We start from the raw sequence: 16052 nt of genomic DNA on the forward strand, positions 1-16052 counted from the left end.
GCTGACTCTCTGAATCGGAAACTAGAAGGTGTAACGGCTGATCGTGTCGGCGACGCAGCCGGGTTTGGCCTCGCCTTCGATCTCGACGGTCACGCGGACCCACGCCTGCACGCCGCCGTCGAACGGCTCGACGCGCAGCAGCTCGCCGACGCCGCGCACGCGTGCGCCGACCTTCACCGGCGCCGGGAAACGGATCCTGTCGCAGCCGTAGTTCACGCCGAGCCGCGCGCCGTCGATGCGCACGATCTGCGGCAGGAAATAGTTGACGAGCGACAGCGTCAGGTAGCCGTGCGCGATGCACGCGCCGAACGGGCCGTCCTTCGCGCGCACCGGGTCGACGTGGACCCACTGGTGATCGCCCGTCGCGTCGGCAAAGCCGTCGATGCGGATCTGGTCGATCGCGAGCCATGCGCTCGCGCCGAGCGTGTCGCCGACGGCCGCCGCGAGTTCGTCGGGATGCGCGAACACGCGGGGCGTCGCGCGCACGGGGTCGAGGATCGTCGCCATCATGCGTGCTGGCTGCTGACCGACAGCACTTCGCCCGTCATGTACGACGCGTAATCGCTTGCAAGAAACACCATCACGTTCGCGACCTCCCAGACTTCGGCGGCGCGCCCGAAGGCTTCGCGCGACGCCAGTTGATTCAGCAAGTCGGCCGGAGCCGACTTCTTCAGAAAATCGTGCATCGCGATGCTCGGCGCGACTGCGTTGATGCGCACGCCGTACGGCGAAGCTTCGAGCGCCGCGCAACGCGTGAGCGCCATCACGCCCGCCTTCGCCGCCGCGTAGTGCGCCTGTTCCGCCTGCGCACGCCAGCCGAGCACCGATGCGTTGTTGACGATCGCGCCGCGGCCACGAGCCTGCATGTGCGGCAGCATCGCGCGCGTCATCCGGAACGTCCCGGTAAGGCTAATGTCGATCACCCGCGACCATTCGGCATCGTCCATTTCGACGATGCGTTTCGCCCCGCCGAGCCCCGCGTTGTTGATCAATACGTCGACGCCGTCGAGCTTGTCCTGCGCATCGGCGACGAGCGCCTGCACGTCGTCTTCCACCGCGACGTTGCACAGGCGACCGTAGATCCGCTGCAGCCCGGTTTCGGTGCGCAGCGTTTCTACCGCCTGTTCGAGACGCTTCTCGTGGATGTCGGAGATGAACAGCGCGCGGCAGCCTTCCTCCGCGCAACGGCGTGCGGCCGCGAAGCCGATGCCGGCGCCGGCGGCGGCCGTGATCAGCACCGATTTGCCGGCGAGCAACTGGTGGCCCGGGACGTATGCCGGTGCTTTCTGGATCTGGGGTTCGGTCATGCTTGTTGTCCTCGCGGTTCTCTCGGCATGCCGAGCCCGCGCTCGGCCATGATGTTGAGCTGGATTTCGTTTGTGCCGGCGTAGATCGTGTCCGCACGGGAGAACAGGAATACGCGCTGCAGATGGGTGAGCTTCTCGTCGGCCGGATCGATCACGTTCGCGCGAGGCCCGAGCGCGTCCATCGCGAGCTGGCCGAGGTCGCGGTGCCAGTTCGACCAGAAGTACTTGTAGATCAGTGCCTCGCGGCGCAGCGGAGCGGTGGCGCCGTTCGCGTCGTCCGCGCCCGACAGCATCCGCAGCGCGTTGTAGCGCATCACGCGCAGCCCGGCCCACGCGCGGCCGATCCGCTGGCGCAGCACCGGGTCGCGATCGGCGCCCGATTCGCGCGCGGCGTCGATCACCCATTCGAGTTCGCGCACGAACTGCATCTGCTGGCCGAGCGTCGACATGCCGCGCTCGAAACCGAGCAGCGTCATCGCGATCCGCCAGCCGTCGCCGGGTATGCCGACGAGGTCACGCGCTTGCGCGCGCGCGCCGTCGAAGAACACTTCGTTGAATTCTGCGCCGCCGTTGAGCTGCTTGATCGGGCGGATCTCGATGCCCGGCTGGTCGAGCGGCATCAGCAGGAACGACAGCCCCTTGTTGCCCTTCGACGCCGGATCGGTGCGGGCCAGCACGAAGATCCAGTCGGAGTCGTGCGCGAGCGATGTCCATACCTTCTGGCCATACACGCGCCAGCTGCCGTCGGCATCCTGCCCGGCGCGCGTGCGCACGTTCGCGAGATCCGAACCCGCGCCCGGTTCCGAGTAGCCCTGGCACCAGAACTGCGTGCCCGCGAGAATCCCCGGCAGGAAGCGCGCGCGCTGGTCGCCGGTACCGCACGCCACGAGCGTCGGCCCGAGCAGCCCTTCGCCGATATGGCCCATCCGGCCGGGGCCGCCGGCGCGCGCGTATTCCTCGTGGAAGATCACCTGTTCGGCGACGGTGAAGCCGCGGCCGCCCGCGTCGGTCGGCCAGCCGAGGCCGGTCCAGCCGCCCTCTGCCAGCTCCCGCTCCCATGCCTTGCGCAGCTCGGGAAAGGCTTCCTCGTCACCGGGGCCGCCGCGGTATTTCAGGCACGCGAATTCGCCGGTCAGATGCGATTGCACCCAGTCGGCGACTTCGTGCCGCAATTGCTGTTCGCGCGTTTCGCTGTTCATTGGAGTGCTCCCGTGCGCGCGGCGGACGGACGCGTGGCGATCGATGCCGACGGCGACGCGAGCACCGCGCCGTGCTGCGACGTGCCACCGTCGATCGCATGATGTGCAATCCATTCGAGCAGTTGCGGCGTGCTGCCGAACTGCGCACCCGACGCCTGCGCGCGCTTGAAATAGAGATGCGGGTCGTATTCCCATGTGAAGCCGACGCCGCCGTGCAACTGGATCGCCTCCTGCGCGCAGAACGCATACGCGTCGTTGGCGGCGGTCTTCGCGGCCGCGACGTCGGCGCGCAGTGCGGCGCCGGGCGCGCTGCTGCCGGCTTCCGCGTCCCATGCATGCGCCGCGCCGAGCACGGCCGAACGTGCGGATTCGATCAGCACCATCATCTGTGCGCAGCGATGCTTGACCGCCTGGAACGACGCGATCGCGCGACCGAACTGCACGCGCTGGCCGGTGTAGTCGAGCGTCAGGTCGAGGCATTGCTGCGCGCCGCCGAGTTGCTCGGCGGCCAGCACGAGCGCCGCGAACCAGGCAGCGCGATCGAGCAGCTGTGCGGCAACGGCGCCGCTCGCGAACAACGCGTCGCGGCTCACGCGGGTTTCGTCGAACGCGACCCGCGCGATCGGCCGCGTCGCGTCGAGCGTGTCGAGGGGCGTGACGTTCAGGCCGGCCGCCGTCGCGACGTCGATCGCGAACAGCCCGATCGCCTGCCCTTCGTTCGCGATCCGGGCCGGAATCAGCAGCAGGTCGGCGCGCGCGCCGTCGATCACCTGTTCGATCGTGCCGGACAGCGCGTAGCCGCCCGCCGCTTCCTCCGCAACGACCGGCAACTGCCATGAACCGGCCGGCAACTCGAATGGCAATGCCAGCGTCGCGCTGCACGCGCCTTCGGCAATCTTCGCGAGCCAGCCGGCGGCGGTCGTATCTGAGCAGCCGGCCAGCGCGGTCGCGGCCAGACACGCGGTCGAAAAGTACGGCACGCACGCGACGCGCCGGCCGAGCTGTTCCATCAGCAGCGTCTGTTCGAGTGCGCCGAGCCCCATCCCGCCCGCCGCGTCGGGCAGCGACAGCGCATTCCAGCCGAGCTCGCCGGCCAGTGCTCCCCAGAGCGCATCGTCGCGGCCGGCGGATTGCCCGATTGCGCGGCGCACGTCGGCGGACGCACTGCGTTCGGCGAGCACGTCGGCCGCCGCGTCGCGGATCATCGCCTGTTCGTCGGTGAGCGCCAGATCCATGACTCAGCTCCCGTACACGCGCTGCGCGGGCCGCGCGTCGGCGAGCAACCGCGCGACCGCCGGGCCGACTTCGGCCGGCGCCCAGCGCGCGCCGCGATCGACGCTCGGGCCGGTGCGCCAGCCTTCGGCCACCGCGATCATGCCGCCCGCGACCTCGAACACCTGGCCCGTCACGTCGGCCGACGCTGCGCTGCCGAGCCACACGACGAGCGGCGCGACGTTGGCCGGATCGAAATAGTCGAAGCCGCCGTCCTCGGGCTTCTTCATCATGTCGGCGAACACGCCTTCGGTCATCGACGTGCGCGCGGCCGGCGCGAGCGCGTTCACGCGCACGCCGTAGCGCTGCAGCTCGACCGCCTGCATCAGCGTGAGCGCTGCGATGCCGGCCTTCGCCGCGCCGTAGTTCGACTGGCCGATCGAGCCTTGCAGCCCGGCGCCGGAACTCGTGTTGACGATGCGCGCGTCGACCGGCTCGCCGGCCTTCGCCGCATCGCGCCACACGCGCGCCAGCACGTTCGACAGGCAGAAGTGACCGCGCAGGTGCACGCGCATCACGTCGTCCCAGTCGGTCTCGCTCATGCTGGTGAACATCTTGTCGCGGCAGATGCCCGCGTTGTTCACGAGCACGTGGATGTCGCCGAATGCTGCGCGCGCCGCGTCGACGATCCGCTGCGCCGTTTCGACTCGCGTGATGTCGTCCGCATTGGCAAGCGCGCGGCCGCCGCGCCGTGCGATCTCGTCGCACACGGCCTGCGCGGCTTCGTGCCGGATGTCGTTGACGACGACCGACGCGCCTTCGGCCGCGAACGCGAGCGCGTATTCGCGCCCGAGCCCGCCGCCCGCGCCGGTGATGATGACGGTGCGTCCGTTACAGATTCCCATGCTTGCCTCTTGGATCGTGAGATCGTGAAAGTGACGCGCTCACAGGCGCTCGATGATCGTGACGTTCGCGAGACCGCCGCCTTCGCACATCGTCTGCAGCCCGTAACGACCACCGGTGCGCTCGAGTTCGTGCAGCAGCGTCGTCATCAGCCGCGCGCCGGTCGCGCCGAGCGGATGGCCGAGCGCGATGCCGCCGCCGTTCGGGTTGGTCTTCTCGTGCGGAAAACCCGTGTCGGCGAGCCACGCCTGTGCGACCGACGCGAATGCCTCGTTCATCTCGACGACGTCGATCCGCGACCAGTCGAGTCCGCTCTTCTTCAGCGCGGCCTTGGTCGCCGGGATCGGCGCGGTGAGCATCCACAGCGGGTCGTCGCCGAGTACGCTCAGGTGATGGATTCGTGCCCGAGGCGTGAGCCCGTAGCGCTTGAGCGCCTCTTCCGAAACGATCAGGAGCGCGGCGGCCGCATCACAGGTCTGGCTCGCGACGGCGGCCGTCAGCGAGCCGCCCGGCGCGAGCGGCTCCAGCGTCGCCATCTTTTCCAGCGACGTGTCGGGGCGCGGCGTCTCGTCGTGGAACACGCCTTCGAGCGGCACGATTTCCCGCTTGAAATGGCCGGCCTCGATCGCCGCGAGCGCGCGGCGGTGGCTCTCCAGCGCATAGCGCTCCATCGCGTCGCGCGACAGGTTCCAGTGATCGGCGATCCGCTGCGCGGCGACGAACTGCGACACCGGCGCGTCGCCGAAGCGCGCGCGCCAGCCGGCGCTGCCCGAGAACGGATCGGTGAAGCCGAGCGGCGCCGCGCAGGTCATCGCCGACGAGATCGGGATCTGCGTCATCGTCTGCACGCCGCCCGCGACGACGACGTCCTGCACGCCGCTCATCACCGCCTGCGCGGCGAAGTGCACCGCCTGCTGCGACGAACCGCACTGGCGGTCGACCGTCACGCCCGGCACCTGCAGCGGCAGCCCCGCGGCGAGCCAGCAGGTGCGCGCGATGTTGCCCGCGAGCGGGCCGATCGTGTCGACGCAGCCGAATACCACGTCGTCGTAGTCGTCGGCCGGAATCGCGTTGCGCTCGACGAGCGTCTTCAGCACGAAGCCGCCGAGGTCCGCCGCGTGCACGTGCGCGAGCCCGCCCTTGCGGCGGCCGGTCGGCGTGCGCAGCGCGTCGACGATATAGGCTTGTTTCATCAGTTGGTTTCCTCGAAATCGAAGGTCTGCGCGGGGCCGATCGGCAACGCGTCGCCGAGAATCGCGTCGGCCACGCGGGCCTTGTGGAATGCGGTGTCGCCCCAGCTTCCGGACAGCGCCCAGATCCGCTTCATGAAGATCTGGAGGTCGAGCTCCCACGTGTAGCCGATCGCGCCGTGCACCTGCATCGTGTGGCGCGCGGCCAGCTGTGCGGCCGAGGCCGCCGCGAGCTTCGCGTGCGATACGAGCACGGCACGCTGCGGGTGATCGTCGGCGATCGCCTGCGCGGCGCGCGCCACCACCGGCCGCGCGAACTCGTAGCGGATCGCGACGTCGGCGAGCAGGTGCTTGAGCGCCTGGTACGAGCCGATCGCCTTGCCGAACTGCTTGCGCTGCGCGCTATAGTCGATCGCGACGTCGAGCACGCGTTGCGTGAGACCGAGCAGCTGCGCGGCAACCGCGAACGCGCCGTGGTCGAGCGCACGATCGAGCAGCGGCGCGGCTTCATCGGCGCTCGTGATGCGGGTAGCCGCCGACGCTTCCCAGTCGAGCGTGAACAGGCGCCGTGACGGGTCGACGCTGTCGACCGCACGCCACGCGCACTGCGCGGGATCGACGCGGTGCAGCTCGCCACGGTGCTCGCACAGCAGCGCTTGCGCGACGTGCACGTCCGCCGCATACGGGTTCACCGGATGCACGAGCGCGACGCGCGCGCGCCCTTCGGCGATGTCGCGCAGCAACGCGTCGCGCCAGTCGCTCGCAGGCAGCCGCGCAAGCACGCCGGCCGACACGAGCGCCGTATCGAGCAGCGGCTCGGGGCTGCCGAAGTAGCCGTAGGTCTGCGCGAGCAGCGCCCATTCGACTTCGGTCAGGCCGAGGCCGCCGTGCGCTTCGGGCACCGACACGGCGGTCAGCCCCTGCGACGCGAACAGCGACCACAGCGCGTCGGAGCGGCCCGTCGGCGTGGCCCACAGCTCGCGGATCAGCTCCGGGGTCATCTCGGTCATCAGCAGGCGCTTCACGCTGTCCGCGAGCGCTTCCTGGTCTTCATCGAATACGAAATCCATACGATGTCCGTTCAGTGAGGGAGTCGCCGGCGCGCTTACGCGCGCGGCATGCCGAGCATCCGTTCGGCGACGATGTTGCGCTGGATCTCGTTGGTGCCCGCGTAGATCGGGCCGGCCTGCGCAAACAGGAAGCCGTCGAGCCAGTGGCCGAGCGTCGCGTGCTGCGCGGCCGTCTGCGGGACGACCTCGCCGTGCGCACCGAGGATGTCGAGCGCGGTCTGGTGCATCCGCAAATCGAGCTCCGACCAGAACACCTTGTTGGTGCTCGACTCCGCGCCGATATGGCCGCCCTTGAGCAGCCGGCTCGCGGTCGCGTAGGTCGACAGCGCGTATGCCTGTGCGTCCATCCACGCGGACACCACGCGCTCGCGCAGCGTCGGGTCGCGATCCGCGCTGTCGCGGTGCGCGAGATACAGGTCGCGCAGCGCCTGCGCGGTGCGCTGGAAGCGCGCGGGCGAACGCAGCATCAGCCCGCGCTCGAAGCCGGCCGTCGCCATCGCGACCTGCCAGCCCGCACCTTCGGCCGCGAGGCGGTTCTCGACCGGCACGCGCACGTCGTCGAAGAAGATTTCCGCGAAGCCCGTCTGCCCGTTCAACTGGCGGATCGGCCGCACCGTGATGCCCGGCGTCGACAGCGGCACCATCAGGAACGTGAGCCCGTGGTGACGCGACGATTCCGGATCGCTGCGGAACAGCCCGAACAGCCAGTCGGCCCACACTGCGCGGGTCGACCAGATCTTCTGGCCGTTGAGCACGTATTCGTCGCCGATACGGATCGCGGTGGTGCGGATCGCGGCCATGTCCGAGCCCGCGTTCGGCTCCGACCAGCCCTGCGCCCACACGTGCTCGCCCGCCGCCATCGCGGGCAGGAAGCGCGCCTTCTGCGCATCGGTGCCGAAGTCCATCAGCGTCGGGCCGAGCAGGAAGATGCCGTTCTGGTTCACGCGCATCGGTGCGTCCGCACGCCAGTATTCCTCCTCGAAGATCAGCCACTCGATCAGGTCGCAGCCGCGACCGCCCAGCTCGCGCGGCCAGGTGACCATGCTCCAGCGGCCCGAGTGCAGCGTGCGCTCCCATTCGCGGTGCGCGGCGAAGCCTTCCTCGGTGTCGAAGCTCGGCAGCCGCTCGCGCGGCACGTGTGCGGCAAGCCATGCGCGGATTTCCGCGCGGAACGCCTGCTGTTGCGGCGTATAGGTGAGTTTCATGCGCGTGCCTCCTCGGCCTGCGAGTCGAACTGCGCGTTGCGCTTCTCGACGAACGCGGCACGCGCTTCCGTCGAGTCGTTCGTCATGTACGCCTGCAGCGTGAAGCCCTGCTCCCAGCGATACTTGTCCTCGAGATCGCCGTCCTCGACGCCGTTGAGCGCCTCCTTCGCGAGCCGCACCATCGCAGGGCTTTTCGCCGCGATCTTGCGGGCGATCGCGAGCGACGCGTCGCGCAACGCGTCGCGTGTCACGACCTGCTCGACCGCGCCCAGCCGGTACGCTTCGGCCGCATCGATCATCTCGCCGGTGAAGTACATCGCGCGCACCTTCTGCACGCCGAACAGCCGCTGCAGATGCGCGCCGCCGCCCATCGCGCCGCGGTCGATCTCGGGCACGCCGAAGCGCGCGCAATCGGCCGCGACGACGATGTCCGCCGCGCCGCAGATGCCGATCCCGCCGCCGAGCACGAAACCGTGCACGGCCGCGATCACCGGCTTCGGGTTGCGGTGCACCGCGCGGAACGTCTCGTAGTTGCCGGCGTTGACCGACACGATCCGCTCCGGATGCGCGGCCAGTTCCTTGATGTCGACGCCCGCGCAGAAACCGCGGCCCTCTCCGCGCACGACAATCACGCGCACGTCGTCGTCGTCGCCGAGTGCGTCGAGCGCCCGCGCGAGCGCATGCCAGCCCTGCGCGTCGAGCGCGTTCACGGGCGGATGGGCGATCACCAGTTCGGCGATGCCGTCGGCGCGCTCGATCCGGAACGGCATCGCGCCGCCCGGTTGATTGGATGCAGTCATCTCCAAAGCCTCCCTGTGATGTTTTTTACGCAGCCTGCGCCGCTGCCGCGCCGCGCAATGCGGCCAGCGCATCGAGCCGCTCGCCGGCTTCCGCGACGATCCGCGCGATCAGCGCGTCGCACGATTCGATTGCGCCGATCATCGCGGCAGCCTGGCCGCTCGGCAGCACGCCCTCGTCCGGACGCCCCTCGACGATCGCGCGCTGGATCAGGAACGGTGCGTTCGCGGCCATCAGCGTCTGGCTCGCCGTGTAGTCGTGCGAGCGCAGCGCCTTGATCGCGAGGCCCAGCATGTCCGTCGTGCCCAGCCCGTTCTGGCGGCGCCACGCTTCGGCCGTCTTCAGCGCGAACCACGTGCGGCGCAGCGGGCCGAAGCGTTCGAGCTTCAGCAGATACGGGTTGTCGATCATCCGTTGCGGCAGCCCGTCGAGCGCGTCCGACACGCGGATCCGCGCCGGGTCGCCGACCGCGACGTAGCGTTCGAGCGTCTCGCGCGGCACCGGCGATTCGGCGCTCATCAGGAAACGCGTGCCCATCGCGATGCCGGCTGCGCCGTAGGCCAGCGCGGCAGCCAGCCCGCGCCCGTCGAAGAAGCCACCGGCCGCGACCACCGGCACCGGTACCGCGTCGAGTACCTTCGGCAGCAGCAGCGTGGTCGGCACCGAGCCCGTATGGCCGCCGCCTTCCGCGCCCTGCACCGTCACGATGTCCGCGCCGAGCTCGACCGCCTTCGCCGCATGCTTCGGCGCGCCGACGGTCGGCATGCAGACGATGCCGGCGTCCTTGAAGCGGCGGATCGTCTTCGCGTCCGGCCCGCGGCCGTAGCTGACCGCGCGCAGCCGGTGCTTGATCGCGAGATCGACCACCTGCGCGGCGTTCTTCTGGAACATGTGGAAATTGATGCCGAACGGCTGGTCCGTCAGCGACTTCACCTTCAGGATCTCGGCCTCGACCTGCTCGGGTTCGAGCGTCGCTCCGGCGAGGAAGCCGAAGCCGCCCGCGTTCGCGGTCGCCGCGACGAGCCGCGCGTCTGCCACCCAGCCCATCGCGGTCTGCACGATCGGGTAGCGGCAGCCGAGCAGGTCGCACAGCGGCGTATGCAGCGGGCTGTGAAGCGTCGTGCTCATGCTGCGGCTCCGTTGACGGCGGCCGGTGCGGCTTCGCCCTGATCTTCGTCGCCGGCCTTGCGCTGCGAGCTGGCCATCTTGCGTGCGTCGTACCCGCCGAGGCGGTCGCCGCTCACGAGTTCGTTGTGTGCATGCGCGAAGTGATGCCAGGCGAATGCCGCGTCCATCGCCGCGCGCTTGCCCTGCAGCTCCTCGACGTGGTTCAACGCCTGCTTGGTCAGCGTGAGGCCGAGGCGCGGCATCGTCGCGATCTTCGCGGCGATCGCGTAGGTCGCGTCGCGCAGCCGCTCGCTCGGCACCACGCGGTTGACCATCCCCATCTGGTACGCGCGCTCGGCCGGCATCCGCTCGCCGAGGAACAGGAATTCCTTCGCGATGCGCGGGTTCAGCTCGTACGCATGCGCGAAATACTCGACGCCCGGAATCCCCATTCGCACGACCGGATCCGCGAAGAACGCATCCTCCGACGCGACGATCAGGTCACACACCCACGCGAGCATCAACCCGCCCGCGATGCATGCGCCTTGCACCATCGCGATCGTCGGTTTCGGCAGGTCGCGCCAGCGCCGGCACATCCCGAGGTACACCTCCTGCTCGCGCGCATAGAGGAATTCTCCGCCTTCCTTGTCGACGTGGTCGTACCACAGCGACGCGCGATCGAACGACTCGTGGATGTCGCGGCCCGGCGTGCCGATGTCGTGGCCCGCCGAGAAATGCTTGCCGGCCCCCGCGAGCACGATCGCCTTCACCCCGTCGTCGTGCGCCGCGCGCCGGAACGCAGCGTCGAGCGCATACGTCATCTTCGAGTTCTGCGCGTTGTGATACTCGGGGCGGTTCATCGTGATCGTCGCGATGCCGCCCTCGACCGCGTAGTCGACGACACCGTCGCCGAACGTCATCTGGGTCGCTTCCATGTCGGACCTCATCCGCGGCGCGGCGCCGGGTTGTTGCGCACGATCGTCGCGCGCAGGTTGTGAGGGTCGAGCGCACGCACGATGCGCAGGTCTTGCGCGCCCGGAGCGGCCGTCGTGTCGAGTTCCGGATGCGCGAGCAGCGGAAAGCCGGTCGCGTCCTGCACCTCGTCGAAGCTCACGCCCGGATGCAGCGAGCGCACGCGGATCGCGTGGTCCGGCCCGCCGAAATCCATCACGCACAGATCGGTGACGATGCTGCGCAGGTCGACGAAGGTCTTCATGCCAGGCAGCCGGCGCGCCGGGTTGTAGCCGACGGTGCACACCATGTCGACTTCGCCTTCGACGAACGTGCGCTTGCCGTGGCCGCTGACGAAGAACGAGTTCGCGTGGTTCGTCGAATTGCCGGGAAAGCCGCGCGCGCCGAGCAACTGGGTTTTCGGGCGGGCGTAGTCGTCGCCGAGCCACGAGATGTTCGCCTGGCCGAAGCGGTCGATCTGCGTCGGCATCACGAGTGCATGGCGGCGGCCGTGCCACAGGCAGTCGAACACCCGCTCGTAGGTCATCCAGCCGCTCGCCTTCACGCGATAGCCGTCCGGACGCGGCCCGAGCGGGATCGGCTCCTCGACGAGATACGCTTCGCCGTCGGTCAGCATCAGTCCGTTGTTGTAGGCAAGCCGTGCGAGGCCGGCCGCGAGCCGCGGGCCCGTGCCGATGCCGGTCGCCAGCACTTCGCCGTCGTCGCGCCAGAGTCGCGCTGACGCGACGATCATCAGTTCCGCGAGGGAATGGTCGAGAGATTCGCTCACAGGCGCTCCTTTACAGAATCGGCAACGGCAGCGTCGTCACGTGCGACAGCCCGCCGACGCCTTCGAGGTACTGGCGTTCGTCCTGGCCGACCACGTCGCGCAGGTACGCCGCCGTCTTCGCGTCGTCCTCCGCGCTCGCGCAGTACGCGCGCAGGTGCGGCAGGTCCCAGCCGTAAGCCGGCCCGCACGAGGTCGGGTGCGCGCCGCCCGGCGCATGCACCACGCCCGTGACGAGCGAGCGCTCGAACGGGTTGCGGCGCGCGGCGTCGAGGTCGTCGCTCGCGAGCGACGCGTCGACCGTTTCCGCGGACACGTAGCAGCGCTTCGCCGCGCGTGCCATCCACGCGTCGAAGAACGGATCGGGGCCGTCGATGCGCGTGTTGCCCATCCGGTCGGCCGCGTTCACATGCAGCAACGCGACGTCGAGTTCGATCGCCGGCATCGCGAGCAGCGTTTCGCCGTCGTCGTACGGCGATTGCACCGTGCGCAATTGCGGTGCGTGATCGAGCAGCGCGGTGCCGAGCCCGGCGCGCGTCGGCAGGAACGGCAGGCGTGCGGCAGCCGCGCGCAGGCCGAGCTGCAGCATCCCTTCGTCGAGTTCCAGCACGTCGACGCGGCCCTGTTCGCGGGCCCGGCGGAAATGCGGTTCGAGCGGGATCACGTCGAGCGACACGAAGCCGAACACCGCCTTGCGGACCTTGCCGGCAGCGCACAGCAGGCCGATGTCGGCGCCGCCGTACGCCACGATCGTCAGGTCTTTCAGGTTCGAGCGCGCGATCTCGCGCACCAATGCCATCGGCTTGCGCCGCGGCCCCCACCCACCGATGCCGATCGTCATGCCGTCGGCGAGTTGCGCGACCACGTCGCGCGCGGACATCGTCTTGTCAAGAGGTTTCATCGTCATCGTGCTGGCTTACCGGTATCCGATGCTGAAGTCGTGGCCCCACTGGCTCACCTTGGTGGCCTCGAACACGGCGTGCTTCGACCAGTCGACCGTGAGGCCGCCGAAGCCGTATTCGAGATCGAAGCCGCCGGGGGTCTTCATGTAGAACGAGATCATCTGGTCGTTGCAATGCCGGCCGAGCGTCGCCGACAGCTTCACGTCGTGCGCGGCGACCCGATCGAGCGCGCGGCCGACTTCGTCCATCGAGTCGACTTCGGCCATCACGTGCACGCAGCCCGACGGCACGGCCATCTCGAACAGCGCGAGGCTGTGATGGCGCGCGTTGCGGCAGTGCATGAAGTGGATGCGCTTTTCGGGTTCGGCGGGATCGGGCGTGAACTTCACGCGGTAGATGTCGGACAGCTCGAAGCCCAGCACGCCGCGCACGAACGCGTCGGTCGCATCGAACTGCGGCGCCGGCAGTACCGCGTGGCCCAGGCCCATGTCGCCGGTGACGAAACGCGCGACACCCAGCGGCGACACGAAGCGGCGGAAATCGCAGCACGGGCCCCAGTACAGTTCGTGCCGGTTGCCCGACGGGTCGGTGCACCATGCCATCGCCTGCACGCGGCGCAGCGCGGCTTCGTCGCGCGTGGCGCGCACCGCTTCGACGCCCGCCTGCTGCAGCGCAGCCAGCGCGGCGTCGAACGCGGCGCCGTCGGGCAATTCCCAGCCCGACGCGAAATAGCGGTCGGTCGCGCCGGGGACGATCACATAGCGGAAATCGCGCTCGTCCATCTTCAGGTACAGCGCGCCGTCGGGCGCGTCGAGCGCCTGCATGCCCAGCACGTCTTCGGCGTAGCGGCGCCACGCGTCGACGCGGGTCGCCTCGACGACGACGTAGCCGAGTGCACGGACATCGATCATGTCGGCCTCCTCCAGGTTCAGAATCCGTTGTTCGTGAAAGGATTCTGGCCGCTTGGGGATGGCGTCACATCGTCTGTTGGGACGAGAGGCGAAGGGGAATCGGGGGGTGCCGGTGCGCGGGAAAGCCCGGCAAAACGGGCGATGCGCGACGAAGAAGGCGAAAGGCGGCGGGAGCTTGCCGCACCGCGGCAACCCGGATCAGTCGAAAGGGTTCAGCAGCCGGACGCCGGTGCGGGAGAAATCGTCGACATTGCGCGTGACGACCGTGAGATCGTTGATCAGCGCGGTGGCCGCGATCAGCTTGTCGAGTTCGTGGGTCGGATCGGGCACACGCAGATGGCCCCACATCTGGCTGGTCTCGATATCGACCGACAGGATGTTCGACGCATAGCTCGACAGGATCGTCGCCATCCAGGCCTCGAACGCCGACGCCTGCTGGTGATCGCCGCGGTGGCGGATCAGATCGACGCCGCGCCGAAGCTCGGCCACCGTGACGATGGACAGGTAAAGCGGACGCGCGTCGGACTCGGCCTGCCTGAAGAATGCGCGCACGCCGCGGTTGGTTCGCTTGCCCTTTCTGATTTCGCTGATGACGTTCGTATCAATCAAAAACACGCCTGACCTCGCCGGAATCCTGAACACGTTGGAAATCCGCGTCTTCGCCGACGTCCGGCATGCTCATCAGCACCTGCGCGAATGTCCGTCGCTTCGGCCGGCCGAGCGCATCGGCCAGAATGGCCCGATGTTCGGCCTCGGCGCTCCTGCCGTTGGCTGCGGCCTGCTCGCGCAGGCTCTGAACGATACTGTCATCCACGTTACGCACCAGAAGATTTGCCATGGGTCCCTCCATCCAGATGGCTATCAATGATAGCGTTTCGACGGTGAATTGTAAGCATTGCTATCATCGTCGCGACTGGAAAGAAGACGGAGATCGGCGTGGGCCGGTGGTGGCGGACGGCATGAATCCGCCCACCTGCCGACACCGGCCCGACGCGTCGAACTGCTGTGACACAAGGCAAGCGGGATCCGCGCAACAAAAAAGACGGCCGAATGGCCATTCACCGACGGGCGGCCGAGACACGTGCATAACGTCCGGCGCGGAGCACAGCCCTGATCGTTGCCCGGTGCGGCTCGTCGCGGCCCGCTCGCAACCGGCGCCAAGAAATCAACGGCTTGCCGCAGCGCACCCGACGCCGGCGGGCATCGAACCTGCCGCCCGCCGCACGATCACCACCAGCACCGCGACCAGGATCACGGACGCAACCGGCCACATCGTGCCGGTGATCACCGCGATGAACGCCTGGGCCGGCGTGATCCACGCGAGTGCGATGACGGCGATATCGAGCCGGTCCGGCCCGACGTTCCGGCAGTCGAGCAGCAGGAAGACGACCGGCAACACCAGCCACAACAGGTCGTAGTACATGTAGTACGGCTGGACGAGCAACGTCGCCGCGGCGAGCGCCGCCGCGCGCAGTTCGAAGCGCGCGCCGCGAATCCACACATACGCGAGGGCTGCGACCGCCATCACGGCAACGCTCGCGTGCACGCCGTACGCGAGCGGCAGCGGCGCACCCGCGGCCCGCACCATCGCGAACAGCGACGGCATGCCGCGCCAGAACGTCTCGCCATACTCGACCACGCCGCGATTGAAGGTCGGCAGGAACGCGATAAACGCGCGCCACGCATCCGCCCCGAATGCAGCCACGGAAGCCGCGACGAACGCGACGCTGAACATGCCGGCCGACACCAGCGCTTTCCAGTGCCGGCCGCAGATCAGCGCGAGCGGGAACAGCACGCCGTATTGCGGCTTCATCGTCAGCAGCGCAATGCACGCGCCTGCCACGATCGGCCGCGAACGGAGCAGCAGCAGCGCCGCGCCGGCCGCCGCGACGGTCAGGAACGCGTTCTGCATCGTGAGGGCGGCGCCGATCAGGCCGGGGAAGGCGGCAATGGCCAGCCGCCGCTGCGCATCGAGCGGACGCGCCAGGCACGCGACGACCGCCGCGTAGCAGGCGATCGACAGTACGCCGAACACCACGATCGCGCGTGCGAACGATACAAGGCCGAACGGGATCACCACGAGCAGGAAGGTCGGCGGATAAGGCCACGGTGCGAACTCGCCGGATGGCCGCAGCGCTGCCTCGATCGGCTGAATCCACTGTGGCGAGAAGATCGCCGTCGGGCCGTGCTCGAGCGCAACGCGCGCCGCGGCCCAGAAGACCGCGAAATCCGACCCGACCATCGGAGCGGACCGGTCGTGCAACCGGTAATAGCGGAAGACCCACACGACGACGGCAATGATCTGCAGCGCCAGCGCCGCGGCCGCGTATGTGCCGACGCGTCGCTCATCGACTGCACGATCGCCCGATCCACGCGTCGTCTCCATCAGCCACCCCGCGGTTTTGCTCCGGTGAAGTATAGGTGACGCCTTTCGCGCTGAAACATCACGTTGCACATCGGTCCGCAGCCGTCTCGACCGTTTGATACCACCGGAACACAAGACCGGCGAT

17 protein-coding genes are annotated in these 16052 nt (G+C 68.9%); all 17 read right to left on the reverse strand.

Annotation, left to right across the window (positions count from 1 at the left end; genetic code table 11):
• Positions 1-21: 21 nt before the first annotated feature.
• Complete coding sequence (locus DIE13_RS00135) at positions 22-507, reverse strand: MaoC family dehydratase (RefSeq protein WP_124825632.1); 486 nt, start codon at positions 505-507, stop codon at positions 22-24.
• A complete protein-coding gene (locus tag DIE13_RS00140; RefSeq protein WP_124825251.1) occupies positions 507-1307 on the reverse strand; it encodes an SDR family oxidoreductase in 801 nt (266 codons plus the stop codon). The genes DIE13_RS00135 and DIE13_RS00140 overlap by 1 nt, the downstream gene beginning before the upstream one ends.
• On the reverse strand, positions 1304-2506 hold the full coding sequence (locus tag DIE13_RS00145; RefSeq protein WP_124825252.1) for an acyl-CoA dehydrogenase family protein: 1203 nt from the start codon (positions 2504-2506) through the stop codon (positions 1304-1306). The genes DIE13_RS00140 and DIE13_RS00145 overlap by 4 nt, the downstream gene beginning before the upstream one ends.
• Positions 2503-3741: an acyl-CoA dehydrogenase family protein gene (locus tag DIE13_RS00150; RefSeq protein ID WP_124825253.1), complete on the reverse strand. Its 1239-nt coding sequence runs from the start codon at positions 3739-3741 to the stop codon at positions 2503-2505. Before DIE13_RS00150 ends, DIE13_RS00145 begins: the two co-directional genes overlap by 4 nt.
• Before the next feature lie 3 nt (positions 3742-3744).
• The gene (locus DIE13_RS00155) at positions 3745-4623 is read right to left on the reverse strand and encodes an SDR family oxidoreductase (RefSeq protein ID WP_124825254.1); all 879 of its coding nucleotides are present in this window, start codon (positions 4621-4623) and stop codon (positions 3745-3747) included.
• 39 nt (positions 4624-4662) lie between these two features.
• The gene (locus DIE13_RS00160; RefSeq protein ID WP_124825255.1) at positions 4663-5814 is read right to left on the reverse strand and encodes an acetyl-CoA C-acetyltransferase; all 1152 of its coding nucleotides are present in this window, start codon (positions 5812-5814) and stop codon (positions 4663-4665) included.
• Positions 5814-6881 (reverse strand): acyl-CoA dehydrogenase family protein, encoded by a 1068-nt coding sequence (locus tag DIE13_RS00165; RefSeq protein WP_124825256.1) that lies wholly within the window; start codon positions 6879-6881, stop codon positions 5814-5816. The genes DIE13_RS00160 and DIE13_RS00165 overlap by 1 nt, the downstream gene beginning before the upstream one ends.
• A 35-nt stretch (positions 6882-6916) precedes the next feature.
• Positions 6917-8086: an acyl-CoA dehydrogenase family protein gene (locus DIE13_RS00170; RefSeq protein ID WP_124825257.1), complete on the reverse strand. Its 1170-nt coding sequence runs from the start codon at positions 8084-8086 to the stop codon at positions 6917-6919.
• Positions 8083-8886 (reverse strand): enoyl-CoA hydratase family protein, encoded by an 804-nt coding sequence (locus DIE13_RS00175; protein ID WP_124825258.1) that lies wholly within the window; start codon positions 8884-8886, stop codon positions 8083-8085. Before DIE13_RS00175 ends, DIE13_RS00170 begins: the two co-directional genes overlap by 4 nt.
• A gap of 25 nt (positions 8887-8911) precedes the next feature.
• Positions 8912-10012: a nitronate monooxygenase family protein gene (locus DIE13_RS00180; RefSeq protein ID WP_124825259.1), complete on the reverse strand. Its 1101-nt coding sequence runs from the start codon at positions 10010-10012 to the stop codon at positions 8912-8914.
• A complete protein-coding gene (locus DIE13_RS00185; RefSeq protein WP_124825260.1) occupies positions 10009-10926 on the reverse strand; it encodes an enoyl-CoA hydratase in 918 nt (305 codons plus the stop codon). The genes DIE13_RS00180 and DIE13_RS00185 overlap by 4 nt, the downstream gene beginning before the upstream one ends.
• Positions 10927-10934: 8 nt before the next feature.
• Positions 10935-11732, reverse strand: a complete 798-nt coding sequence (locus DIE13_RS00190; protein ID WP_124825261.1) for a CoA-transferase subunit beta — start codon at positions 11730-11732, stop codon at positions 10935-10937.
• A 10-nt stretch (positions 11733-11742) separates the two neighbouring features.
• Positions 11743-12636, reverse strand: a complete 894-nt coding sequence (locus DIE13_RS00195; RefSeq protein ID WP_124825262.1) for a CoA transferase subunit A — start codon at positions 12634-12636, stop codon at positions 11743-11745.
• A gap of 9 nt (positions 12637-12645) precedes the next feature.
• Positions 12646-13542, reverse strand: a complete 897-nt coding sequence (locus DIE13_RS00200) for a VOC family protein (RefSeq protein WP_124825263.1) — start codon at positions 13540-13542, stop codon at positions 12646-12648.
• 198 nt (positions 13543-13740) lie between these two features.
• On the reverse strand, positions 13741-14157 hold the full coding sequence (locus DIE13_RS00205; protein ID WP_185731176.1) for a type II toxin-antitoxin system VapC family toxin: 417 nt from the start codon (positions 14155-14157) through the stop codon (positions 13741-13743).
• Entirely contained in the window at positions 14144-14380 is a 237-nt protein-coding gene (locus DIE13_RS00210; RefSeq protein ID WP_014899176.1) for a FitA-like ribbon-helix-helix domain-containing protein, read from the reverse strand. Before DIE13_RS00210 ends, DIE13_RS00205 begins: the two co-directional genes overlap by 14 nt.
• 327 nt (positions 14381-14707) lie before the next feature.
• Complete coding sequence (locus tag DIE13_RS00215) at positions 14708-15928, reverse strand: glycosyltransferase family 87 protein (RefSeq protein ID WP_124825265.1); 1221 nt, start codon at positions 15926-15928, stop codon at positions 14708-14710.
• Between the last annotated feature and the right edge of the window lie 124 nt (positions 15929-16052).

Origin of the sequence: Burkholderia sp. Bp9016 (assembly GCF_003857765.1) — a bacterium.
In the GTDB taxonomy this organism is placed as follows: domain Bacteria; phylum Pseudomonadota; class Gammaproteobacteria; order Burkholderiales; family Burkholderiaceae; genus Burkholderia.